The organism is Celeribacter ethanolicus (genome assembly GCF_001550095.1).
GTDB lineage: Bacteria > Pseudomonadota > Alphaproteobacteria > Rhodobacterales > Rhodobacteraceae > Celeribacter > Celeribacter ethanolicus.
The window spans coordinates 59,214-80,755 of sequence record NZ_LRUC01000036.1 but is presented as its reverse complement, the minus strand read 5'-3'; the positions used below and the strand labels follow the sequence as shown (position 1 = coordinate 80,755).

Below are 21,542 nucleotides of genomic sequence, written 5' to 3'. Positions count from 1 at the left end.
CGGACTGATGTCCGGGCGCTTCAGTTCCGGGGCTGACGCCCGCAGCACGCACGAAAGGTCCCCCGGACCTTTCTTATTCTGCGTCCTCACCCCAATCCTTGTCCTGCATTTCCCGCAGACGCGATGCCGTGCGCTCGAACTCGAACGCACCCGCGCCTTCGATATAGAGCCGCTCCGGTTCGTCGACGGCAGAACAGACCGTGCGCACCTTGGCCTCGTAAAGCGCGTCGATCAGCGTGACGAAACGTTTGGCCTCGTTGAAATTGTTGCGCGTCAGGCGCGGAATGTCTTCTAGGATCAGAAGTTTGACCGCATCCGCGATAACAAGGTAATCGCCCGGCCCGAACATCTGACCGCAGAGATCCCAGAACGTCGCCCGCGCGATGCCGTTGTGAAACTTCGGCAAAACCACGTCGCGGCCTTTGACCTTCAGCGTCAGGCTTTCGGTCGCACCGCCCGTCAGATCGTTCCAGATGTCGTCCATCGTGGCGCGCACATCGGGCGTCACAGGGTGAAAGTAGACCGGCGTCCCGGTCAGACGGCCTTGGCGATAGTCCACCGGCGAGTGCAGGTGATGCACCTCGAGCCGCTGTTTGATGATCTCGATGAAAGGCAGGAACAGTTGCCGGTTCAGCCCGTCCTTGTAAAGGTCGTCCGGCACCCGGTTCGAGGTCGTGACCACGGTCACGCCCTTGGCGAACAGCCCCTCGAACAGGCGTCCGACGATCATCGCATCGGCAATATCCGTGATCTGCATCTCGTCGAAGCACAGAAGCCGGATGTCCTGTGCGATCTTTTCCACGACGGGCGCGATGGCATCGGCGGTTCCGGCCTTGCGCGCCGCCTCGATGCCGCCCTGCACCTCCTGCATGAAGGCATGGAAATGCACACGACGCGCGGGCACGGGCGCATGGTCGTAGAACAGGTCCATCAGCATGGATTTGCCACGCCCGACCCCGCCCCAGAGATAGAGCCCCTGCACCGCTTCGGGCTTTTTCCGTCCGCCGATCAGGGACAGGAGCCCCTTTTTCACCGGTTGTTGTGCCAGATCGGCGCGCACCCGCTCCAGAAGCGGCAAAACCGCAACCTGCGCCGGGTCTTCGCGCAACGTGCCTGCGGCCACCCGGGCCGCGTAGATGTCCATGAGCGTTTCCATGCTTCTCCCTTACTGCGCCGGATCGCATAAGGAAAGATGATGCGAGTCATTGCAATCATTCGATTGACCGCAGCAGGGCCATCCCGGAGGATGGCGCAAAGGAGACAGACATGTCCGACACGCGCACGCCCCTGTTCACCCCGGTTCTGCTTGCCGGTTGCATCGTCATCGTCGTGAGTTTCGCGATCCGCGCCTCCTTTGGCGTGTTCCAGATACCGATTGCCGAGGAATTCAACTGGCCACGGGCGGAATTTTCCCTGGCGATTGCGATCCAGAACCTGTTCTGGGGCATCGGTCAGCCGATCTTCGGCGCACTCGCAGAACGGATCGGCGATCGCAAGGCGATCATCCTTGGCGCCGTGACCTATGCGGCAGGGCTGGTTCTTTCGTCTTTCGCGGTCTCTCCTCAGGCGCATCAACTCTATGAAACTCTGGTGGGCTTCGGCATTGCCGGCACCGGGTTCGGCGTCATCCTCGCCGTCGTGGGCCGTGCCTCCTCGAATGAGAACCGCTCCATGTCGCTCGCCATCGCAACGGCTGCGGGATCGGCCGGGCAGGTGTTTGGCGCTCCTCTGGCGGAATGGCTCCTGAGCTTTATGTCCTGGCAAAACGTCTTCCTGCTCTTCGCTGTCGCCGTGCTCACAACCCTTCTGGCGCTGCCAATGATGCGCAGCCCTGCTCTGGCCTCCAAGGCGGAGTTGGAAGAGAGCCTCGGCGCGATCCTCGGCAAAGCCTTCCGCGATCCGACCTATACGCTCATTTTCCTCGGCTTCTTCTCCTGCGGTTATCAGCTTGCCTTCATCACCGCACATTTCCCGGCGATGGTGACGGAGATGTGTGGCGCCATCGACCCCTCCGGGACGCTCGCTTCTCTCGGGGTGTCGACCACCTCGGCTTTGGGAGCGATCTCGATCTCCCTCATCGGGCTTGCCAACATCGGCGGCACGTTGTTGGCGGGCTGGCTCGGCAACCGGTTTTCCAAGAAATACCTGCTCGCCGGAATTTACCTCGGGCGCACACTGGCCGCGGCCCTGTTCATCGCGCTGCCGATCACGCCGACCTCGGTGCTGATCTTCTCCGTCGTCATGGGCGCGCTGTGGCTCGCCAGCGTACCGCTGACCTCCGGTCTCGTCGCGCATATCTACGGGCTGCGCTACATGGGGACGCTTTACGGCATCGTATTCTTCTCTCACCAGCTCGGTGCATTCCTGGGCGTCTGGCTCGGCGGCCGGCTCTATGACCTCTACGGCGACTACACCGCCGTCTGGTGGGTCGGCGTCGGCATCGGCGCGTTTTCGGCCATCGTCCATCTTCCGGTGAAGGAAGTGCCGCTAGGCCAACGCGCCCTAAGCTGAGGCCTCACGCGGGGTCAAAAGCCCCTCCTCGACAAGGCGCCCGGCCCACCCCAGAGGCCCGTCGAACAGATGCGTCTGCCAGCCGCGTGCCTGCGCCGTGTCGATATTGTCCTGCCGGTCGTCGGTGAACAACAGGTTCTGCGGCGGAATTTTGCAATCCGCCTCGACCATCTCATAGATGATGGAATGCGGTTTGACACAGCCCATCCGCCCGGAGACATAGCGCCGGTCGAACTCGGTCAGGAACGGGTATTGCGTTTCGGCAAATTCGAAACTCTCGATGCCGAAATTGGTCAGCGCAAAGACCGGCACGCCTTTCTTGCGCAGCGCCCGCAGCAATTTCACGGAATGCGGAATCGCGGGCTGGGCCATCCTGATCCAGTCATAATACCACATCATGATTTCACTCTTGAATTCAGGATGTTGTGCTGCGGCGACCTCGATCGTCGCGCGAAAATCATAGCCCTGATCGACCAGATCGTTCATCGCGTGCAGATCGACCGTCTCGAACATGGTCTTGCGCCGCTCGACCCCGACCGTCGCATCGTAATGCCGTTCTGGCTGCCATTCGATCAACACGTTGCCGATGTCGAAAATCACCGCGTCTACAGTCATGCGTTCTCCCGTTTCGCGGCTTGAATCGCCCGCTCCAAGGCGTCCAGAAAGCGCGACCGGTCGGCTTTTGTAAAGGCCTTGCCGCCGCCTTGCCGAAACGGATCGGCGGCACGCAGATCGTACATCAGATCGCGCATCGCAAGCGCATTGCCGATATTGGCGGGGGTAAATGCCTCGCCATCATGTTTCAAAACCCGCGCCCCGGCCTCCACGGCCTTGGCGGCCAGGGGAATATCCCCCGTCACGACCACATCGCCCCGCCCGGCCCGCTCCGCGATCCATTTGTCGGCCTCGTCCGGCCCGTCAGGGACGATTACAAGCTCCATGAACGGGTTCTGCGAAGGCCGCAGCCCCCCATTGCAGACCAGAAGGCAGGGCAAACGATGCCGCGTTGCCACTTTTTCCGCCTCGGCCTTCACCGGGCAGGCATCTGCATCGACATAGATTTTCGTCACGACATCCGTCTTCTTCTTGGCAAAACTACTCGATCAGCCGCCGCCGATGAGCGCCCCCGCAGCGAACACCAATGCGCCACCCAGCACAACCTGGAAAACGGCTCTCAGGAACGGCGTTTCCATGAAACGGTTCTGAATCCAGGCAATCGCCCAGAGCTCGATAAAGACCACGGCAAAGGCGATGAAGGTCGCCGTCCAGAAATCCGGGATCAGATAGGGCAGCGCATGGCCCAGCCCGCCCACGGCAGTCATGATCCCCGAGGCCAATCCGCGCTTGATCGGCGAACCACGACCGGAAATGACACCATCATCATGCGCCGCTTCGGTGAAGCCCATGGAAATCCCGGCCCCGACGGAGGCCGCGAGACCGACGAGGAAGGTGGTATGGGTGTTTTGCGTGGCAAAAGCGGTGGCGAAGATCGGCGCGAGCGTCGAGACCGAACCATCCATCAACCCGGCCAGACCCGGCTGAACCCAGGTCAAAACGAACTGGCGATGCGCGTGCTTGTCTTCCTCCGAGCGGGTGTCGTCGTCGAGAAACTGGTTCTCCAACTCCTCGGCCCGCCGCTCGTGCCCGGCTTCCGCCGCCGCGAGGCGCCCCAGAAGCGCACGCGTGTCGGCATCCTGCGTGCGCTCGGCGGCCTTGCGGTAAAAGGCTTCGGCACTCTGCTCCATGGCCTGCGCCTCGTCGCGCATGCGTTCGAGGCCCAGATTCTCGATCAGCCACACCGGATTGCGGGCATAATAGCCCGACACATGTTCGCGCCGGATCAAGGGGATGACATCGCCAAAGCGGCGTTTGTGCAGGGAAATCAACGCCTCGCGATGTCCGTCCTCCTCAACGGCCATGCCGTCGAAAATTTTTGCGCTGTCGGGAAAATCCTTGCGCAGCTTTTCGGCATACTGGCGATAGATTCGAGCATCGTCTTCCTCGGACGAAATGGCGAGCGCGATGATTTCCTGTTCCGACAGATCAGAAAAACGTCTGCGATTGGCGAGTACCGGGAGCATGTTGGACCTCAATTTAGAACGGTTCTAAAATAGCGACCGCTTCGCTTTCTGCAACCCATTATATGCGATGCAGCATCTCTGTCATTGCGCTTACGCCTTGCCGAAGTGAACCATTCGGTTTAGATTGGCCCGAGCCGCGTGTCGTGTGCGGCCGATCGACATCCCTGTCGAGCACTGGGGCAGGCCGACGGCCTGCCTTTTTTCTGGCATTGGCGCGTCACTGCGAACACATTAAGCTCGGCCCATCGGGGAGAAAACCATGGACCAGACAGAGGCCATCATCAAGAAGGGCCGCAAATACGCCCAGGTGATCGAAGGTGCGCGAACCGTGTTTCTCAGGGACGGGTTCGAAGGCGCCTCGGTCGATGACATCGCCCGCGAAGCCAAAGTCTCGAAAGCCACGCTCTACAGTTATGTGCCCGACAAACGTGTGCTGTTTCTCGAGGTGGCCGCTCTCGAAGCCGCGCGTCAGGCCGACGCCTTCACCGAACGCATGGACGAAAACCAGCCACCACATACTTTGCTACCCTCCGCCGGGCGCAAGATTCTCGATTTCCTGCTCTCCGATTTCGGCACAGCCGTCTATCGTATCGCTGTGGCCGAAAGCCTTCGGTTTCCCGAGGTCGGCCAGCGGTTTTACGACAGCGGGCCGGGTCTCGTGAAAAAACGCCTGTCGCAATATCTCGCCAGCGCCACCGCGCGCGGCGAATTGCAGATTGACGACATCGAACTGGCGGCGGAACAGTTCGCCGAACTGTGCAAGGTCCGCCTCGTACCGATGCGCACGTTCCAGATGTCGTTCGAAATTGACGACACCCAGAAACAGGACATCGTCGACAGTGCCGTCGCCATGTTCCTTGCCCGCTACGGAGCCACGCAATGACCCGCCTTTCCAGCCTCCTCACGCTGTCCCTGCTTTCCTTGAGCGCCTGCAAGGAGAACGCTCCGAACGTGACCGAAAATACGCCCCCCGCAGAGGAAACCTGCGCCGCAGCTTTGATCACCCCACTGATCGGCGAACCGCAATCCGCGCTTGACGCTCTTACGGTCCCTGAACCTCTGCGCATCATCCTGCCCGGCATGACGGTGACCATGGATCACCGTCCCGAGCGGACCAATATCGAGGTAGATGACACGGGTCGCATCAGCCGTGTCTGGTGTGGCTGATCCCCGCCCCACAAAGGAAAAGCCGAGACAGATCAACTGCCTCGGCCGAGAAAGTTGGGTGAGCAAGATCCCCGGTGCCGCGAACTGGGTGGGGGCTGTTGAACCGCGACACCGGGGTAAAGCGTTCTCGCTCTGTCCCCATTTGTGACCTCAGAAGCAGGCCAAATGAGGGGTCGAGCAAGGAATATTCCGGGCGATTTCACGCCCGAAATGCGGCAATCCACAGGGCACTCACGAGTTTGCTTGATTTGCGCCGGAAATGCGCCCACTCTCGACCCATGAATGTACAAACGCCGACGCCCTTCCCGGGCCCTCAGCCACCCAGCCCACCGGACAAGGTCGCTTTCGACCGCCATGAGCTTGGGGCCATTCTCGGACTTTACGGGCGCATGGTCGCGGCGGGCGAATGGCGCGATTACGGCATGTCCTTTCTCAAGGATGTCGCGGTCTTCTCGGTGTTTCGCCGCACCGCCGAGCATCCGATCTATCGCATCGAAAAACGCCCGAAACTGCGCGGTCGACAGGGCATGTATGCCGTGATCGGCATGGATGGCCAAATCCTCAAACGCGGTGCCGATCTGCGCACCGTTCTGCGAGTCTTCGATCGCAAACTGATCCGTCCGGTTGAGTAATCACACCCGGCGATGCGCCGCCACCGGCCCGTCGCCCTGCGCCTCGATCCGCGTAATGGCGCGTTCGATCGGCTCGTAAGCCACTGCCATATGATGCGCATTCGCGTGGATCAAAACCTCCGCGTCGACGCACATCGCGACATGGCCTTTCCAAAACAAAAGATCGCCGCGCCGATACCCGCCTGTCGCCTCTGAGCCGAGGCTCATCTGCATGTCGCTGTCGCCGGGGCACATGACCCCACAGGCCAGCAAACCGGCCTGCACCGTGCCGGAACAATCAATGCCAAAGGCGGAGTTGCCGCCCCAGAGATAGGGCGTGCCGAAAAAGATCTGCGCAATGGTCACGGGATCGGAAAACGGTCGCCCGATAGGGCGTACATGCGCTTTCGGCACAAACAGCCCGCCCTCGATCTCCACAAATTTACGCCGCTCGTCGACCACCTTGATCCGCGAGCCGAAAGCCAGGCTGGTCACCGCCTCGGTCTTGAAATCGTCACGCGGATAAAGATGCGTGGCACGAGCGGAAATCGTGTGCGTCGGGGTCCGTTCCCGTTCCAGATCGGCTTCCTCGACATAACCGACATAGCCATCGCGTGCGGCAATGCCAAAGGCCCAGCCATCACGCAGTTCCAAAACATCGAACCCCTCGCCCCAGAGGAGTTGCCGGTCTCGCGCCCCCCCGGGAGACGCACGCAGATCGGCCACAGGCAAGGAAATGGTGTAACGCATCGGGGTGACTTCGGCCTGCCCGTTCAAGGCATGGCCGGAGAGAGCAACGCGCGCATTGACGGGGGTCAGACGACGATCGCTCATAGCTTCAGAAGCTCCGGAAGTGCGGCGAGAATCGCCCGCGCGCCCTGCCCCACCCCGCCTTTCGGACGGGCCGGAAGCGGCGATGGGCACCAGCCATAAATGTCGAAATGCATGTAGCGCGGCGTCTCGGTCACGAACCGGCGCAGGAACAATGCGGCGGTGATCGCCCCAGCCATGCCACCCGAAGGCGCATTGTCGAGATCGGCGATCCCCGGCTCGATCATCGTCTCATAGGGCTCCCAATAGGGCAATTGCCAGAGCGGATCAGCGACCTTTGCGGAGGCCTGCGACAGGGTCGCGGCATCCCGCATATCGGTGGCAAAGAACGGCGGTACGTCGGGACCGAGTGCCACGCGCGCAGCGCCGGTAAGCGTCGCCATGGAGATCATCAGATCGGGCGGCGTTTCATCGGCCAGTGCCAGAGCATCGGCCAGAACCAGACGCCCCTCCGCATCGGTGTTGTTGATCTCGACCGTCAGCCCCTTGCGCGAAGTCAGGATGTCCTGCGGACGGAAGGCGGAGCCGTCCACCGCATTCTCCACCGCAGGGATCAGCACCCGCAATTGTAGCGGCAGGTCGAGCGCCATGATCATCTTCGCGAGGCCAAGCACCGTGGCCGCACCGCCCATGTCCTTTTTCATCAACCCCATGGACGCACCCGGTTTGAGATTGAGCCCCCCGGTGTCGAAACACACACCTTTGCCCACAAGCGTCAGCTTCGGGCCGCTTTTCCCCCAGCGCATGTCGATCAGACGCGGATCGCGCGGAGAGGCACGCCCGACGGCGTGAATCATCGGGAAATTCCCGTCCAGCAACTCCGAACCCGTGGTCACGGCAATCTCTGCGCCATGCTCTTTTGCCAAAGCACGCGCGGCAAATTCAAGCTCCGCAGGCCCCATGTCGTTGGCGGGCGTATTGATCAGATCGCGGGTCAGCGCCTCACCCAGGGCAATCGTTTCAAGCCGCGCGGCATCGACACCTTCGGGGGCCAGAAGCTCCGCCTCCGGTGCGTTTTTTTGTGCATAAACATCAAAGACATATCCGGAGAACAGCCAACCGATAAGCTGTTCGTCGAGCGCGTCGTCCGCAAGCTCCGTTTCCAAACGATACGTCCCTTTCGGCAGTTTCGCCCGCACTGCCCCGAGGATGAATCTCTGACGCGCGCGCTCTTGCGAACGGCCCAGACCGGCCAGGGCACCCGCAATCCCGTCCGGCCCCGGCAGGAGGCACAGGGTCCCGGCGCTCGCATTGAACCCCTGCGCCCGGGCCCACTCCGCTTGAGCAGGGTCGAGACGCACCAGCGTCGCCTCAAGCTCTTCGGGCGCAATCAGATAAATCGGTAGGGAGGATGTGCCGGGTTTGGCAAAGGAAAGTGGCATCGGATGGGCCTTTCATGACGATCACGCCAAACTTAGCTCATCCGATGCCACCTGCAAGCCGAAGCGTCCGGGGACGTCTTTGAGTGCGGCAAGGGACATCCGCACCCGTCTCGCCCCTGACCCGCTTCAGAGAGAGGCCCCCTGCAAATCCCAGACCGCCAGAAGGGAATTCTCACCGATCCGCATCAGTCGCTCGACACAGGCGGCCAGCGCCGTGCTGTCATCGGTCAAGGCCAGTGCCTTCACATCCCCCGCGACCCGGGCGAAAGTGACCATGCCGATCTGTTCCGAGATCGCGATCATCGAACGCGCCGCCCGCTGCATCTCCGCGAACTGGCCCTTGCGATAGCTGCTGTCGACCTTGGCCAGTCGCACCGCCAGCTCTTCCATCGCGCGCGAGACAACGCCGTCCGCGCCGGAGGTTCCCAACTGACTGTACAATTGATCCAAACGATCACGATCCACCTCGACCGTCCCGTCCGGCCGCAACTTTGACACCACCATGTCTCTACCCCACAAATCTCATGCGCCCCCACGCGCTATGCAGAAACTTTGCAACAAGACCCTCAAGAAAAGGTTTAATGCAAAGCAGTTTCTCACTCGAATTCCCCGAAAACTCTCATTACATTCGCGGCAATTTGGCAGCAGACGTCTGAAAAGGAACGTTTCACCCGATGAAATACGCACGCCCCCTCCCGAACTACATGGTCCAACGCTATCACGGCTGGAAGGCCACGACCTTCAACGACAATCGCACCTGGTACAAGAAGCTCGCGGAAGAGGGACAGCGCCCCCGCGCCTTCATCATCGCGTGTTGCGATTCCCGTGTGCATGTGACCTCCATCTTCGGGGCGGATCAGGGCGAATTCTTCATTCACCGCAACATCGCGAACCTCGTGCCGCCCTTCACCAACGACGGCGACCACCACGGCACATCGGCGGCGGTGGAATACGCCGTCACCGCGCTGAAAGTGGCCCATATCGTGATCCTCGGGCATTCCAACTGCGGCGGCGTTCAGGGGTGCTATGACATGTGCTCGGGCCATGCGCCGGAACTTGAAGAAAAGTCCTCGTTTGTCGGTCGCTGGATGGACATCCTCCGCCCGGGTTACGAACGTGTCCTCGACGTGCCGGAAGAGCAACGCAAGGATGCTCTGGAAAAGGAATCCATCCTGATCTCGCTCGAGAACCTGATGAGCTTCCCCTTCGTCCGCGAGGCCGTCGAAACAGGCAAACTGACCCTGCACGGCCTCTGGACGGACATTGGCGACGGCGATCTTCTCCAATACGATCCCGAGACCAAATCCTTTATCCAAGTCTGATCCCCGCTCTGATCCCAACGGATCAGGCCACCAGACGCAGCACGTTTTCAACAGCGTGCTCTTCGGTCAATACGAAGGGCGCGTTGGCGACCTCTTCCGGGCGCGGCGCCTCGATCAGCGCACTGGGGTGCACGGAAACGGAGCGCACGAACATCGGTTTGCTCATCTGCGTCACCACATGACGACTCGTCGGACGCTCGGTCGAAACGATCTCATCGAGCTCTTCCGGAAAGAACATCACGGCACCGCTCTGATACAGGTTCAGCGCAATGATGCGGCCTTGGCGGGCTTTGGCGAAATAGTCGGTCATGGATCTGTCCTTTCTGAATGTCTGACGATCAGGCGGCCAGCGCGAGGCGGGCGCCGAGATCCGGGCGATAGTCCGGATCGTTACGATATCCCCCGAGCAGGACCACGTTCGAACGACGTGCCTCCCGTGTCAGGTTGTGATTGGCGGGACGGCCGGTCGCCTCAAGGACATGCACCTCCCAGTTGAAAAGGATCGCACCCTTGGCCTCGACGGACTGGCCTGTGGTCTTCATCAGCTTGATCATGTTTCCATCCTTTCGGTCCGTGCCCCCGGAACCCTTAGGACCATGGGAGCACAGCCACACCACCAGCGAAATTCAAGCATGGAAACAATTTAAGACAACTGCGGCGGGACGGCCGCTCATGGAATTTATTTTTTATGAAAAACAGACATTTAATCTTCTCGCACACGAGGATTTCCAAAAATTAAAATTCATCCCATCAGCGATGGGATGGTTAATTTCAATTGAGACCCGTGACGAGGGTCTGGCGGGGTCGAGGCAACTTTGGGGCAGCTTTGTGACGGCGCCCGCGTTCCCCTCGAATACCCCGAATCACAGCCCGACTAGGAGAAGAATATTCGCCCCTTGGTTGTGCCTAAACATCCCTCATTGCAGTTCCTTTCCCTCCGGCCAACGCAGGTTTTCGCCCAGAACGATCTCCTGTCGCGCCCCCGCATCAAGATCGAAATGCCAGGCCAGCACCCCGCGTTTATCGTCGCGCCCCTCGACATCCGGCGCGGGGCGGGCGGTCCAGTCGATCTTCAACTCGTCCTGTTCGGACACGGACACACGGTCCACGACCTCCACCGGCCAGCTCCGCCCCGTGTGGTTCTCCACGCTGATGCGCCATTCGCTCGCCGCCTCGTTAGACTTGGAAATCACGCCCCGGTCGCCCTCGTTGCGGGTCAGGAGAACGCGATCCACGGCAATGCCATCCACCGCCCCGAAGGCCATCTCGGTGTCCGCCCCGTTCACCACGGTCTCGAGCATCACTGTGCCAAGGCTTACCCCGTCCCGGATCAGCCGAACCTCGCCGGGCACCAGCATCTCGCCGGTGTCATTGGTGAAGCTGGCCATGAGATAGCCGGTGTTCTCATAGAGCGGCACGGCGCGCACAACGATCTCCGGCGACAGCGCCAGAGAGGCCAGCATGAATTCGCGCCCTTCCGTGTCGGAATAGAGACTGGCGGGTTCAGACGCCTCATAGGTCTGGCTCAGCCCCGTCAGATTAGCCCGCATCTTGACCATCGGCGCGGCCTCCATCACCGGTTCGGCATAGCCGTCCATCTCAACCGAAACACTTGCCGTGGCGCGCATCAACGGCTCAACGGGGCGCGGTTCATAGACCCGGCGCACATATTCGTAGACCTCGTTCGGAGCCGGTTTGCGGTTCGGATTGTCGGTCGCAAAGCGCAGCGCCACGTCGAACCACGGTTCCCGCGTGTTCTGTTCGACAAAGACCGAACGCACCAGTTCCATCGTACCCGCATCCGTGTCGAGCCGGGCGGTGTAACGCGGCTGCCAGGAAGCGTCTTCGGACATGTAGGTGAAACCGACCTGCACCTCGCCCGCCTGCTCCATACGGACCGGAAGCGTGATCGAAATCCGATCCTCAGTGCTCGGCACCAAAAGATCGAGGGCGATTTGCGCCTCCGTCAGTTCATGCTCAAGCGTTTCAAGCGCCTCATTCGCCGCATCGACACGACGTGACGCGTCGAGCCCTGCAAGACGCGCAGCAAGCGATTCCTCACGGATCATCCGGGCGGTCGCGGCGGTCTGTTCCGCATCCTCACCCGCATTCAGGCTCCCGAGATAGGCAAGAACATCCTGCGCCGCATCGTCTTCGAAACCGATCTTCATGATCTCACTGCGCCGCGCGCTGATCTCGTCCTCAAGCGCATCGACACGCGCCTTGGCGGCTTTCTCCGCCTCGGAGCGGAACAAAAGCGCCTCCGTGATCGGCGCGACACCATAGGACACGGGCCCGAGAGCGCCGCCGTCCACCCGGATCTGCAAACTCCGCTCGATCTCAAGCGGATCGTAGCCCTGCGGAATGTCGACAAAAACGATCTCGTGCTGGCCCGCTGGCAGGGTCACGGTCGCATTGCGGGTGATCATCGCGCCTTGCGGGTAGAGTGTCGCCTCGGTGACGAGGCTGCGCGCCTCGAACCGCTCCGCAAAGGCTGGCAGCGCAATCAGAGCGCTCCCCGCCAAACATGAAAGGGTCAGAATGGAACGGGTGCTGAATTTCGGGAACATGATTTCCTCCTTACCGGTCAGAGGAAAGGTCCAATGCAACGCCGCTCTGCGCAAGGGGAATTCAGCCCAAGGCAGGGCAACATCCCCAGCATGGCGAAAGCTCGCCGATCCCCCGACATCAGGTCAGGCGACCGTCTTGGTGTCGCGGTTGCACCCATCGTGAAACTTCTCGTGGAAGGTCCTGCACAGGTCTTCCTTGGTGAGCTGCGGATGGGGCTTGGCCAATTCCTCCGCCCAGTCGCCCAAACGATCTTCCAGACGGTCCGATGCCCCCGCGCCAGATTTTTTGATCTCGTGATGCCGCATGGCGCCAAGATCTATTTTCACTCGAAACATCACCCTACCCCTTCGTTGCATGGCTCTGTCGTCAGGCCGAACTAAGCATAACAGCGTCACATATGCGCCGCGTGTATGAATAAAGTTTAAAGTTAACACATGCCCCGAGCAACTCTACCAAGGATTTCAATACGATTTCAGTGGGTTGAATGTTTAAAAATAGCTGCTTTTCACGGCAGAACCCGCCCACAATACAGGCCGCTCCTTTCCGGTTTCCCGGAAACGCCGTGAACATGCCCTCAATTCGGCGAATCGACGCCACGAACCTCAATGAAAAAGGGCGCCCGCAAGCGCCCTTTCGTTAAGAGTTTAGTTACCCTCTTTCACCCAGGCCGGACGTCTCAGCCCTTCTTGAGCACCCGGCGACCGAGCAGTTCGGCAATCTGAACCGCGTTCAGCGCCGCGCCCTTGCGCAGGTTGTCGGAGACGCACCACAGATTCAGACCGTTCTCGACGGTCACATCCTGACGGATACGGGAAATGAAGGTCGCGAAATCGCCGACGCATTCGACCGGGGTCACGTAACCGCCGTTCTCGCGTTTATCGACCACGAGAATCCCCGGCGCGGTGCGCAGGATTTCACGGGCTTCATCCTCGTCGAGGAAGTCCTCGAACTCGATGTTAATGCTCTCGGAGTGACCGACGAAGACCGGCACGCGCACGCAGGTCGCGGTAACCTTGATCGCGGGATCAACGATCTTCTTGGTCTCGGCGACCATCTTCCACTCTTCTTTCGTGTCGCCCGAGTCCATGAAAACGTCGATATGCGGGATCACGTTGAAGGCAATCTGTTTGGTGAATTTCGACGGGGCGACTTCCTGACCCGGCACATACATGCCCTTGGTCTGGTCCCAAAGCTCGTCGATCCCCTCTTTGCCGGCGCCGGACACGGATTGATAGGTGGAGACCACAACGCGTTTGATCTTCGCACGGTCATGCAGCGGCTTCAGAGCCACAACCATCTGCGCGGTGGAACAGTTCGGGTTCGCGATGATGTTCTTGTTCTTGTACATCTCGATCGCATCCGGGTTCACTTCCGGCACGATCAGCGGAATCTCCGGATCGTAGCGATAGAGGGACGAGTTGTCGATCACGACACAGCCCGCCGCCGCCGCTTTGGGGGCGTAGGTTTTGGTGGCGTCGGAACCGACCGCAAACAGGGCGATGTCCCAACCGGAGAAATCGAACGTGTCGAGGTCCTTGGTGGTCAGGGTCTTGTCGCCAAAGCTCACTTCGGTGCCAAGAGATTTGCGCGACGCCAGCGCCACAATCTCATCGACAGGAAACTCGCGCTCGGCGAGGATGTTCAGCATTTCGCGGCCCACATTGCCCGTGGCGCCCGCGACGACGACCTTATAGCCCATTTGGCACTCCTCATTCGTCCAGGGTGACTGGCGCGGAGCCTTACTCGAAAGGGGCAGGAGAAGAAAGGGGGTTTAGCGCCGCGCGGCCGCTCTGGCGGCCTCAATTCGCGCTTGTGCGGCCTTTTGGTCGATCACGACACCCGCAATAGGGTCGTCCGATACATGCGGAAAATGGACCTGATCAAGATAGCTCATGAATGCCGCCCTGAGTTCGGGATCGAAGGACAGTGATTCCGCCTGATAGAGCGCGCCACTGAGGGCCTCTGCATTCCCGGCCACGCGAACGAGTCCCGGCAGGGCAAAGAACGCCTGCCCCAGAACGATCACCGGCTTGTCATAGAAAAACGCCTGCAACCCGACGGAAGAGTTGATGGTGATCACGCCCCGGCTCGCCCGGACCTGTTCGAATGTGTCGGTCTGGTTGTCGACCACGATCCGCCCCTTTGCCGCCTCGACGGCACGCGCCAATGGCCAGGCGAGCGAGGTCTTGGCAGAGGGATGTTCCTTGACACGGATATGCCAGCCTTCGGGCAGGGAAGACGCCGCTTTCGCCAGTTCGGCCAGCATGTTCGGCACCGATCCGACCCAGCCGGAAAACAGGGTGATCTGGCTGTCGTTCGGAACCTGCAACGGCACGAAGAGAAATTTCTCCCCGGCAAGATCGACGCCGGCCGCCTGCCCGACATCGGCACGCTTTGACGCCCGTGCCGTCAGATTGGCCCCCAGGTGCCGCCACCCGTCATCCTGCCGATCCGCACGCCCCGCCGCCCAGGAGGTATAGAACCGGGGATCGCACGGCAGGGAGCCAAGCGCATTGACCCCGCTGTGATCGAGCTGCATCCGCCCGGGAAAGGGCGCCAGTTCGGCGTAAAGCGTCGGAACGCCTGCGTCCTTTGCCCCCTCCATGAACACCCGCCGCGATCCGGTGATGCCGTTCCAGCACAGCGCCACCGTCTCGCGATGCCGCGTGAAATAGCGCCGCGATCCATTATATTGCAGCCGGATAAGCAGACGTTTGAGCGCACGCCCTATCGGCCCTCTCGGCTGACGTTTGGCGACCGCCAGCGCCGCATCGACACGCGCGCGGGTCTCCGTAAAATCACGCAGCGACATGGGGATCGTCCAAAGCACCTGAGCACCACCATCGGCCTCAGCCACGGAGGACATGAAACTGTCCTTCTTTTTCGCATAGCCCTTGAGATAGGTGATCATCGCGCCCCGCCTTTCTCTGTCCTCTACTCTTACCTATGCGAGCCGAGGTAAGGCGACAAGATCGGGCTGACGTCCGCTGGGCTCACAGGCCGGATCGCGCCATGGCTCGAACCCTCGTGGATGATCTCCTTACACGCCCCTTTCAGCGGTGCTTTGCGCATGGAAACCGTCGGCAACGTGCATGGGTCACGTTGCACGAAAACCGTTCCGGTTGTCTTCATCGCCTTGAAAGATCTAAACCGCCCGGTGCGTTGAGCTAGACGGCTCCAGTCCGAACCTCCCGCGTCGGGTCATGCCGGTGTGCGTACCCCATCACAATCCCGCGCAGTTTATCGCAATTAGCGGCCTCGATCGCCGCCTGGATCTCCCGCAACAGGCCGGCAACCTCGATCTGGCTCAGACAATGCTCCTCCGCCCGCAGAATTTTCGGGTGTGGCGTTTTGCGGAGATCGTCCAGATCGACAAACAGCTCCTCATAAAGCTTTTCGCCCGGACGCAGACCGATGATCCTGATCTCGATGTCGCCTTGCCCGGTCAGAGGGTCTTTGACACTGCGCCCGGAAAGCTGGATCAACTTGCGCGCCAGGTCCATGATCTTTTGCGGTTTGCCCATGTCGAGCACGAACACATCGCCACCTTCGGCATAGGCCCCGGCCAGAAGCACAAGCCGCGATGCCTCTGCAATGGTCATGAAGTACCGGCGCATCTCGGGATGGGTGACCGTCACGGGCCCACCGCTTTCGATCTGGGCCTGAAACAGCGGCAAGACCGATCCGGACGAGCCCAGAACATTGCCAAACCGGACCATCGAGAATTTGGTGCGGGGCGCGCGGCTCTGAATGTCCTGAACGATCAGTTCGGAAATCCGCTTCGTCGCCCCCATGACGCTGCTCGGCCGCACAGCCTTGTCGGTCGACACGAGAATGAAGCGCTCGACCCCTTCCTGCACCGCCATATCGGCAAGGATTTTCGTCCCCATGACGTTGTTGCGTGTGCCTTCGATCTCGTTGTTTTCGACCAGGGGAACATGTTTGTAGGCGGCCGCGTGCAAGACGATCTCCACCCCGTGCTGGCGCATAACATGGCGCAGGCGCCCGGCATCCGTCACCGTGCCAAGGCAGGGCAGAATCTCGATGTCGCGGGCCAGGGCGCGGGATCGCAACTCGAGATCGAGCGCGTAAAGATTGTATTCGTTCTGCTCGAACAGGACGATCTTGTTCGGCTGGCAATTGAGCAACTGGCGACAAAGCTCCGACCCGATGGAGCCCCCGGCCCCCGTCACCATGATCACCCGTCCGGCATAGCTCTTGACCATCTCAGGCGTATCCAGATCGACCTTGCCACGCCCCAGCACCTCGTCGGGGTCCACCGTCCGCAATCGCGCATTCCCGCGCTCGACCAGCATATCAATGAAAGAAGGCAGAATCTGGACCGGGATATCGACCCGCTCACACAGATCGACAATCGTATCACGCCGCTTGCGGGCACTGTCCGGCAGGGCAATCATCACCTCGGAAATCGCATTGCGAAAGACATCCTGCACCAGATTCCCGGAGGGCAGAACCGGTATCCCTCCGATGTCCATGCCCTGCATTGCAGGATTGTCATCGAAGAAGGCCACCACCCGTCGATCCGGCGATTGCCCCATGGCCGACGCAAGCTGCACCCCCGCAGCACCGGCCCCGAAAATCGCCACGCTCTTGCGCCTGTGCAAATGCTCGCGCAGTCCGCTGAGGATCGAAACCGCGATGGCACGCGAGACCACCAGACCCGCAAAGACGAAGATGCCGAAAGTCAACACCGCGGCCCCGGAATGCGGCACGCCGAGCGCAACGCTCGCAGCCCAGAGCACCAGGGCGATGCCGAGGCTGAACCGAAAGATGGTCATCAGGTCCCGTGAGTTCAGCATGACCAGTTTGATCCGATCCAATCGGAATATCACATTCAGCAACAGCCCCCCGGTCATCAGCGCACCGCAAAGCCAAAGCAGGGTCACGTTGTCTCCGGCCACCTCCATTCCAGGCAAAAGCTGCAGGCTCAGGAGAAGCGAGAGCGTCAGTACCAGAAAATCGGACATCAGGATCACCGCGCGGATCACATTGCGCGGCAGAGACGTCAAACCTACGATAAGTACTTTCCTGTACACGACCAACTCGCCTTACAGTGTGTTTCCATCCCACTTTTCTCAAATTAGTCAGAGTAAAGTTAACAAGCCAATAACAGCGCCGAAAACGTCTGACGGAAATCGAGGCATCGTCAGCGGCATGCCAAAACGGCGCTACCTCAGCACGCCAAGCAAAGTTTTTATAATAATCTTCACGTCAAAACAAATGCTTGCGTTTTTCTTATAGAGCAAATCCAGACGTGCTTTCCGGGGCACGCATCTGCGGGAATAGACCGCATCCGTCGCCTCAGGTGTAACGCAATCGACCAAAAGACGCGCCTCGTGGGCATGAAACGTCAGGGTTGCAAGCCCTGTCACCCCCGGCCTGTTCTGCAACACGGTCCGGTAAAGTTCCGGGTGACGCTCGACATAGAGCCGCAGGGGAGGACGTGGCCCGACAAAGGACATGTCACCTCTGAGGATGTTCCAGAGCTGTGGCAGTTCATCGAGCCGGGTGCGACGCAGAAACCCGCCTGTGCGGGTGATGCGATCTGTCTTGTCGCCACCGGACACACCGCTGTCGGTCGCCGAAAGGGTCATGGTGCGAAACTTGACCAACTGAAAGCCCTGTTCCGGCGTTTTCATCCGCTCGGACAGGAAAAACACCGGTCGCCCGTCGCGCAGCAGGATCACTGCGGCCAGAACTCCGATCACCGGCAGCGACAGCAGCCCGAGACACACAGCCAGCGACAGATCGAACAGGCGTTTTCCAAAGCTCATGTTCCGGCCCTCACAGCATTCCATTCGGCAACAATCTCTTGCGCCGAGGCTTTCAGTTCAATCTCGGGGCACAGCCGCGCCAGACGGGATGTCGCCAGGGAAATCTTCTGATGTCCGGCATCGGTCCTCGGGCGCGCAGTCCAAGGCACCCCCGCCGCATCAAGCAGATCGGACATGGCCACAGGGCGCGCGCCCGCAAGATTGAGCACCGGCGGGAGGCTCTGGAGCGTACTCAAGGCACGCAACACGCGCAGCAGCGTCACCGGGCCGATATAAGACCGCTCAGGGCTGTGCCCATCCGGGAAGATATCGAGCGACAGGCTGGCACCCGCACGAGACCGGGCATTGCCCAAAAGCATATCCGCCCCGGCGACATTGCCGATCCGCAGAGCACAAATCTCGATCCCCTCCATCGCGGCGCGACGGGTGCAGAGGGTTTCCATCTCGGCCTTGGCATGGCCATAGGCATTGATCGGCGCGAGGAGATCCTCTTCGCGAAACGGTTTGCCCCGGCCCGGGCCATAGACGGCGGAAGACGAGGCCACAAGAAAGCGTGACACCCCGGCACGCAGCCCCGCCGTGATCGCATGATCGACAGTGGTGACATGGACTCGCATCGAATCTGGATCGTCTTTATCCCCGCTTGCGCCAGAAAATATCAAAATACAATCGAAACCATGCTGGCTCCGCGCAGCAACCAAAGGCGCGGGGTCGCGGAAGTCCGACCAAAGGAATGAGTTCTCAGTGCACGAGTCCGCAGCGCGGTATTGCCAGAGACATCCTGGGGCGTCCTCCGGAAATAGCCGTTCCGCCACGCGAAGAAGCCCCCCGATCCGGCCGGAAGCCCCGAGATAAGCGGCACGATGGTCTGGCATGGCGGCTCCCGTGGAAAGCGTCCGCATCATGCTAGACGCTTAACCCCCATCAGACCAGTGCCCTCGGCTCAGCCAGAGAATCTGATCGGCAGGCTCATCGGATAGCTGGCGTCGGTCAACTCCGCTGGCGCCGCCGGGAAGCGGCCAGCCCGTTTCACCGCCTCGACCGCCGCCGCGTCGAGAGCCGGATTGCCCGAGCTTTTCGCCACACCGACGCTCAGCAAAGCGCCCTCGCGGCTGACCCGGAAACTCACGGTCACGATCCCCGCGCCGGCCCCACGCGGCGCCCGCTTGCGACGTTCGATGCGTGAGCGGATGCTTGCCCCCCAGCTCGACAGGGCCGACTGGCGCTTGGCCGCACTGAGCCCCGCACCTTGCGACGCACGGGCCTCGCCCGCCTGCTGTCCTCCGCCACGACCTGCGGCACGGGCTTCCTCGCTGGAGCGATCGCTACCCTGCACAGCGCGTTGCGCCTGCTGCGACTGTTGTGCTTTCGGAGCGGGTTTCGGTTCCGGCTTCGGCGGTTCCGGGGCTTTCGGCGGTTCCGGCGCATCAAACGCATCCGCCTGTTCCACGGGCTGCATCGGCACCGGAAGCGCCATGGCGTTCGGAGCCAGATCGAGTTCGGGAATATCCTCCAGAGCCTCCATGACCGGTTTGGGCGGTTCCGGAGCCCTCGGCAGATCGGGGGCCATTTCCGGCACCTCTTCCCAACGCTCGACCATGGCCGCCAGCGCCACGTTCGAGGCCTGAAGCGACAGGAGATCCTCACCGCCTTCGCCAGAGGCCGCCGTGCCAGCGGAATGATCCATCAATGCCACAGCGGCGACCGCAAGATGCGCACCGAGCGCGAGCGAGACAAAGAGCGTGCCGGTCAGAACACGGTTCATGCCCCACCTCCTGCCCGGGTCACCAGTTCCACCTTTGGAAACCCGAGTGCCGCCAGTTTCGGCAGAAGCGCGGCCAGTGTCGCGGCCGAGACCTCGCGATCCGCACTCATGGCAATCGACGGCCCGCTCGCGCCCTCACAACCGCCATCGGCACAAAGCGCGATGCGTTCCAACTCGAGCGCCCGCAACACCGCCTCCTCGCCCTGCACATCCCGGAAAGCGAGCGTGCCGTCCCTGCCCAAATAAAGCGGCAGGGGGGCGGTGATTTCGGCCTCGACGCCAGCGTCCGGCAGATCGAGTTCAAGCGGATCGGGTGGCGCGATTTCCGCGGTCATCAGGAAGAAGATCAGCAGCAGGAAGACGACGTTGATCATCGGAACGACGCTCTCAGAGGCCTGCGGGCGGGGCGTTTCAGAGAAATCCATCGCTCACTCCACCAGAACCAGATTGGTGAACCCGGCCTCGCCCAACCATTCCATCACACTCACAAGCCTTTGCAGCGGAACCTCGGCATCGTCGGGTCGCAGCACCACGATATCCTCCGGGCTATCCACCAACTCCTGCAAACGGGCGACCAGCGCCTCTTCGTCCTCAACCGCACCGTTGAGTTTCAACTCTTCCGCACCGACACGCACCAGACGCGGCGGACCGGAATAGCCCTGCGCCGCGCCGCCGCCGAGCGTCAGGGACAATTGCGCCGGAGAACCAAAACGCGAGGCCAGCATGAAGAACACCAGAAGCAAGAAGACCACGTCGATCATCGGCGTGAGCGACATGCGGTGCTTGCGCCGGGGTGCGCCGAACTCCATGGGTCACTCCGCCGCTTGCGCCATCGGGACCGGTTGCTGCGCCACGTCGCGCGGGCGCAGGTAGATGCGGGTCGCCATATCCTCGAACTCGTGACGCAGACGGTCGGCAACCGCCTCGAAGCCGGTAAACGCGATGGAGGCCGGGATTGCCACGGCCATCCCGGCGGCGGTGGTCAGAAGCGCCTCCCAGATGCCACCCGCAAGCAGCGCCGGATCGGCCTTGGCCCCCGCTTCCTGAAGCGTCTGGAAGGCGGAGATCATACCGAGCACGGTGCCAAGAAGACCCAGAAGAGGCGCAATGGTTGCGATCAGTTCGAGCGGACGCAGACCGGACCGCGCACGGGCGAGAAAGCCCTTTGCGATCCGCGTTGTTTCCGCCTCAGCCCCGGTATCGTCATAGGCGGAATTGCCATGGGCCTCGAAAGCGGCACGGATGAAGCGCGAACGCAGCCCCTTACGCCCGGCCAGACGGGCTTCGGCTCCGGCGACGTCACCTCTGGCCCAGAGAGCAATCGCCTCTTCTCCGGCGGACGTGCTGCGCCAGGCCCCGAGATAGGCCAGATCCCAGAGCTTCCAGAAGATCAGCGCCAGCGTGATCACCGACAGCGCCGCGATCGCCCAGATCGAGGGACCGCCCTTGGCAAGAAAGTCGAACAGAGAGGCAAAGAGAGCCGAATCATCCATGTCAGTCACCATA

The 21,542-nt window shown here is 61.2% G+C and carries 25 protein-coding genes; 5 read left to right on the top strand and 20 right to left on the bottom strand.

Annotation, left to right across the window (positions count from 1 at the left end):
- Positions 1-73 precede the first annotated feature (73 nt).
- Entirely contained in the window at positions 74-1,156 is a 1,083-nt protein-coding gene (gene zapE, locus NH195_RS13335) for a cell division protein ZapE (protein ID WP_066707747.1), read from the bottom strand.
- 110 nt (positions 1,157-1,266) lie between these two features.
- Between zapE and NH195_RS13330 the strand changes: the two genes are divergently transcribed.
- Positions 1,267-2,511: an MFS transporter gene (locus tag NH195_RS13330; protein WP_066707746.1), complete on the top strand. Its 1,245-nt coding sequence runs from the start codon at positions 1,267-1,269 to the stop codon at positions 2,509-2,511.
- On the opposite strand, the gene NH195_RS13325 is transcribed toward NH195_RS13330, so the two are convergent.
- Genes NH195_RS13325 through mbfA form a run of 3 tightly spaced genes read right to left on the bottom strand, consistent with a single transcriptional unit; the run spans position 2,503 to position 4,592 of the window.
- Entirely contained in the window at positions 2,503-3,126 is a 624-nt protein-coding gene (locus tag NH195_RS13325) for an HAD family hydrolase (RefSeq protein ID WP_066707744.1), read from the bottom strand. The genes NH195_RS13330 and NH195_RS13325 overlap by 9 nt on opposite strands.
- Entirely contained in the window at positions 3,123-3,581 is a 459-nt protein-coding gene (locus tag NH195_RS13320) for a YaiI/YqxD family protein (protein ID WP_066707743.1), read from the bottom strand. Before NH195_RS13320 ends, NH195_RS13325 begins: the two co-directional genes overlap by 4 nt.
- A 33-nt stretch (positions 3,582-3,614) precedes the next feature.
- Complete coding sequence (gene mbfA / locus NH195_RS13315) at positions 3,615-4,592, bottom strand: iron exporter MbfA (RefSeq protein WP_066707741.1); 978 nt, start codon at positions 4,590-4,592, stop codon at positions 3,615-3,617.
- 259 nt (positions 4,593-4,851) lie between these two features.
- Here mbfA and NH195_RS13310 point away from each other — a divergent pair, with 259 nt between their 5' ends.
- From NH195_RS13310 to NH195_RS13300, 3 genes are all read left to right on the top strand, one after another.
- A complete protein-coding gene (locus tag NH195_RS13310) occupies positions 4,852-5,475 on the top strand; it encodes a TetR/AcrR family transcriptional regulator (protein ID WP_066707739.1) in 624 nt (207 codons plus the stop codon).
- Positions 5,472-5,759, top strand: a complete 288-nt coding sequence (locus NH195_RS13305; protein WP_081423928.1) for an I78 family peptidase inhibitor — start codon at positions 5,472-5,474, stop codon at positions 5,757-5,759. The genes NH195_RS13310 and NH195_RS13305 overlap by 4 nt, the downstream gene beginning before the upstream one ends.
- Before the next feature lie 278 nt (positions 5,760-6,037).
- Complete coding sequence (locus NH195_RS13300) at positions 6,038-6,391, top strand: DUF2794 domain-containing protein (protein ID WP_066707736.1); 354 nt, start codon at positions 6,038-6,040, stop codon at positions 6,389-6,391.
- On the opposite strand, the gene NH195_RS13295 is transcribed toward NH195_RS13300, so the two are convergent.
- From NH195_RS13295 to NH195_RS13285, 3 genes are all read right to left on the bottom strand, one after another.
- Positions 6,392-7,204: a C40 family peptidase gene (locus tag NH195_RS13295; RefSeq protein ID WP_066707734.1), complete on the bottom strand. Its 813-nt coding sequence runs from the start codon at positions 7,202-7,204 to the stop codon at positions 6,392-6,394.
- A complete protein-coding gene (locus NH195_RS13290; RefSeq protein ID WP_066707732.1) occupies positions 7,201-8,583 on the bottom strand; it encodes a leucyl aminopeptidase family protein in 1,383 nt (460 codons plus the stop codon). The genes NH195_RS13295 and NH195_RS13290 overlap by 4 nt, the downstream gene beginning before the upstream one ends.
- A 126-nt stretch (positions 8,584-8,709) precedes the next feature.
- Positions 8,710-9,087 (bottom strand): hypothetical protein, encoded by a 378-nt coding sequence (locus NH195_RS13285; protein WP_238379759.1) that lies wholly within the window; start codon positions 9,085-9,087, stop codon positions 8,710-8,712.
- Positions 9,088-9,257: 170 nt separating this feature from the next.
- On the opposite strand from NH195_RS13285, the gene NH195_RS13280 reads away from it, so the two are divergent.
- Entirely contained in the window at positions 9,258-9,905 is a 648-nt protein-coding gene (locus NH195_RS13280; protein WP_066707728.1) for a carbonic anhydrase, read from the top strand.
- 22 nt (positions 9,906-9,927) lie between these two features.
- Here NH195_RS13280 and NH195_RS13275 read toward each other — a convergent pair whose 3' ends face one another.
- The 13 genes from NH195_RS13275 to NH195_RS13215 form a co-directional block, all read right to left on the bottom strand.
- Entirely contained in the window at positions 9,928-10,215 is a 288-nt protein-coding gene (locus NH195_RS13275) for a hypothetical protein (RefSeq protein WP_066707726.1), read from the bottom strand.
- A 28-nt stretch (positions 10,216-10,243) separates the two neighbouring features.
- The gene (locus NH195_RS13270; RefSeq protein WP_066707723.1) at positions 10,244-10,459 is read right to left on the bottom strand and encodes a hypothetical protein; all 216 of its coding nucleotides are present in this window, start codon (positions 10,457-10,459) and stop codon (positions 10,244-10,246) included.
- Positions 10,460-10,822: 363 nt separating this feature from the next.
- Positions 10,823-12,475 carry a DUF4139 domain-containing protein gene (locus tag NH195_RS13265; RefSeq protein ID WP_066707720.1) on the bottom strand — a complete coding sequence of 551 codons (1,653 nt, stop codon included), beginning with the start codon at positions 12,473-12,475 and terminating at the stop codon, positions 10,823-10,825.
- 123 nt (positions 12,476-12,598) lie between these two features.
- Positions 12,599-12,811 carry a hypothetical protein gene (locus NH195_RS13260; RefSeq protein ID WP_066707717.1) on the bottom strand — a complete coding sequence of 71 codons (213 nt, stop codon included), beginning with the start codon at positions 12,809-12,811 and terminating at the stop codon, positions 12,599-12,601.
- A 341-nt stretch (positions 12,812-13,152) separates the two neighbouring features.
- On the bottom strand, positions 13,153-14,175 hold the full coding sequence (locus NH195_RS13255) for an aspartate-semialdehyde dehydrogenase (RefSeq protein WP_066707714.1): 1,023 nt from the start codon (positions 14,173-14,175) through the stop codon (positions 13,153-13,155).
- Between the two features lie 72 nt (positions 14,176-14,247).
- On the bottom strand, positions 14,248-15,387 hold the full coding sequence (locus NH195_RS13250) for a capsular polysaccharide export protein, LipB/KpsS family (protein WP_066707711.1): 1,140 nt from the start codon (positions 15,385-15,387) through the stop codon (positions 14,248-14,250).
- Between the two features lie 256 nt (positions 15,388-15,643).
- Positions 15,644-17,533 (bottom strand): polysaccharide biosynthesis protein, encoded by a 1,890-nt coding sequence (locus NH195_RS13245; RefSeq protein WP_238379758.1) that lies wholly within the window; start codon positions 17,531-17,533, stop codon positions 15,644-15,646.
- A gap of 132 nt (positions 17,534-17,665) precedes the next feature.
- Positions 17,666-18,271, bottom strand: a complete 606-nt coding sequence (locus tag NH195_RS13240; protein WP_066707705.1) for a sugar transferase — start codon at positions 18,269-18,271, stop codon at positions 17,666-17,668.
- Positions 18,268-19,146: an NAD-dependent epimerase/dehydratase family protein gene (locus NH195_RS13235; protein ID WP_162265876.1), complete on the bottom strand. Its 879-nt coding sequence runs from the start codon at positions 19,144-19,146 to the stop codon at positions 18,268-18,270. The genes NH195_RS13240 and NH195_RS13235 overlap by 4 nt, the downstream gene beginning before the upstream one ends.
- 68 nt (positions 19,147-19,214) lie before the next feature.
- The gene (locus NH195_RS13230) at positions 19,215-20,036 is read right to left on the bottom strand and encodes an energy transducer TonB family protein (protein ID WP_066707701.1); all 822 of its coding nucleotides are present in this window, start codon (positions 20,034-20,036) and stop codon (positions 19,215-19,217) included.
- A complete protein-coding gene (locus tag NH195_RS13225) occupies positions 20,033-20,461 on the bottom strand; it encodes an ExbD/TolR family protein (RefSeq protein ID WP_066707699.1) in 429 nt (142 codons plus the stop codon). The genes NH195_RS13230 and NH195_RS13225 overlap by 4 nt, the downstream gene beginning before the upstream one ends.
- 3 nt (positions 20,462-20,464) lie before the next feature.
- Positions 20,465-20,845, bottom strand: a complete 381-nt coding sequence (locus NH195_RS13220) for an ExbD/TolR family protein (protein WP_066707698.1) — start codon at positions 20,843-20,845, stop codon at positions 20,465-20,467.
- A 3-nt stretch (positions 20,846-20,848) separates the two neighbouring features.
- Positions 20,849-21,529, bottom strand: a complete 681-nt coding sequence (locus NH195_RS13215; RefSeq protein ID WP_238379757.1) for a MotA/TolQ/ExbB proton channel family protein — start codon at positions 21,527-21,529, stop codon at positions 20,849-20,851.
- Positions 21,530-21,542: the final 13 nt, after the last annotated feature.

Coding starts and splice junctions, on each gene's coding strand:
- NH195_RS13275 (WP_066707726.1), bottom strand. CDS start 10,215: ATGACCGACTATTTCGCCAAAGCCCGCCAAGGCCGCATCATTGCGCTG.
- NH195_RS13235 (WP_162265876.1), bottom strand. CDS start 19,146: ATGCCAGACCATCGTGCCGCTTATCTCGGGGCTTCCGGCCGGATCGGG.
- NH195_RS13295 (WP_066707734.1), bottom strand. CDS start 7,204: ATGAGCGATCGTCGTCTGACCCCCGTCAATGCGCGCGTTGCTCTCTCC.
- NH195_RS13290 (WP_066707732.1), bottom strand. CDS start 8,583: ATGCCACTTTCCTTTGCCAAACCCGGCACATCCTCCCTACCGATTTAT.
- NH195_RS13260 (WP_066707717.1), bottom strand. CDS start 12,811: ATGTTTCGAGTGAAAATAGATCTTGGCGCCATGCGGCATCACGAGATC.
- NH195_RS13215 (WP_238379757.1), bottom strand. CDS start 21,529: ATGGATGATTCGGCTCTCTTTGCCTCTCTGTTCGACTTTCTTGCCAAG.
- zapE (WP_066707747.1), bottom strand. CDS start 1,156: ATGGAAACGCTCATGGACATCTACGCGGCCCGGGTGGCCGCAGGCACG.
- NH195_RS13230 (WP_066707701.1), bottom strand. CDS start 20,036: ATGAACCGTGTTCTGACCGGCACGCTCTTTGTCTCGCTCGCGCTCGGT.
- NH195_RS13270 (WP_066707723.1), bottom strand. CDS start 10,459: ATGATCAAGCTGATGAAGACCACAGGCCAGTCCGTCGAGGCCAAGGGT.
- NH195_RS13280 (WP_066707728.1), top strand. CDS start 9,258: ATGAAATACGCACGCCCCCTCCCGAACTACATGGTCCAACGCTATCAC.
- NH195_RS13285 (WP_238379759.1), bottom strand. CDS start 9,087: ATGGTGGTGTCAAAGTTGCGGCCGGACGGGACGGTCGAGGTGGATCGT.
- NH195_RS13250 (WP_066707711.1), bottom strand. CDS start 15,387: ATGATCACCTATCTCAAGGGCTATGCGAAAAAGAAGGACAGTTTCATG.
- NH195_RS13220 (WP_066707698.1), bottom strand. CDS start 20,845: ATGGAGTTCGGCGCACCCCGGCGCAAGCACCGCATGTCGCTCACGCCG.
- NH195_RS13225 (WP_066707699.1), bottom strand. CDS start 20,461: ATGGATTTCTCTGAAACGCCCCGCCCGCAGGCCTCTGAGAGCGTCGTT.
- NH195_RS13300 (WP_066707736.1), top strand. CDS start 6,038: ATGAATGTACAAACGCCGACGCCCTTCCCGGGCCCTCAGCCACCCAGC.
- NH195_RS13255 (WP_066707714.1), bottom strand. CDS start 14,175: ATGGGCTATAAGGTCGTCGTCGCGGGCGCCACGGGCAATGTGGGCCGC.
- NH195_RS13330 (WP_066707746.1), top strand. CDS start 1,267: ATGTCCGACACGCGCACGCCCCTGTTCACCCCGGTTCTGCTTGCCGGT.
- NH195_RS13305 (WP_081423928.1), top strand. CDS start 5,472: ATGACCCGCCTTTCCAGCCTCCTCACGCTGTCCCTGCTTTCCTTGAGC.
- NH195_RS13240 (WP_066707705.1), bottom strand. CDS start 18,271: ATGAGCTTTGGAAAACGCCTGTTCGATCTGTCGCTGGCTGTGTGTCTC.
- NH195_RS13265 (WP_066707720.1), bottom strand. CDS start 12,475: ATGTTCCCGAAATTCAGCACCCGTTCCATTCTGACCCTTTCATGTTTG.
- NH195_RS13310 (WP_066707739.1), top strand. CDS start 4,852: ATGGACCAGACAGAGGCCATCATCAAGAAGGGCCGCAAATACGCCCAG.
- mbfA (WP_066707741.1), bottom strand. CDS start 4,592: ATGCTCCCGGTACTCGCCAATCGCAGACGTTTTTCTGATCTGTCGGAA.
- NH195_RS13325 (WP_066707744.1), bottom strand. CDS start 3,126: ATGACTGTAGACGCGGTGATTTTCGACATCGGCAACGTGTTGATCGAA.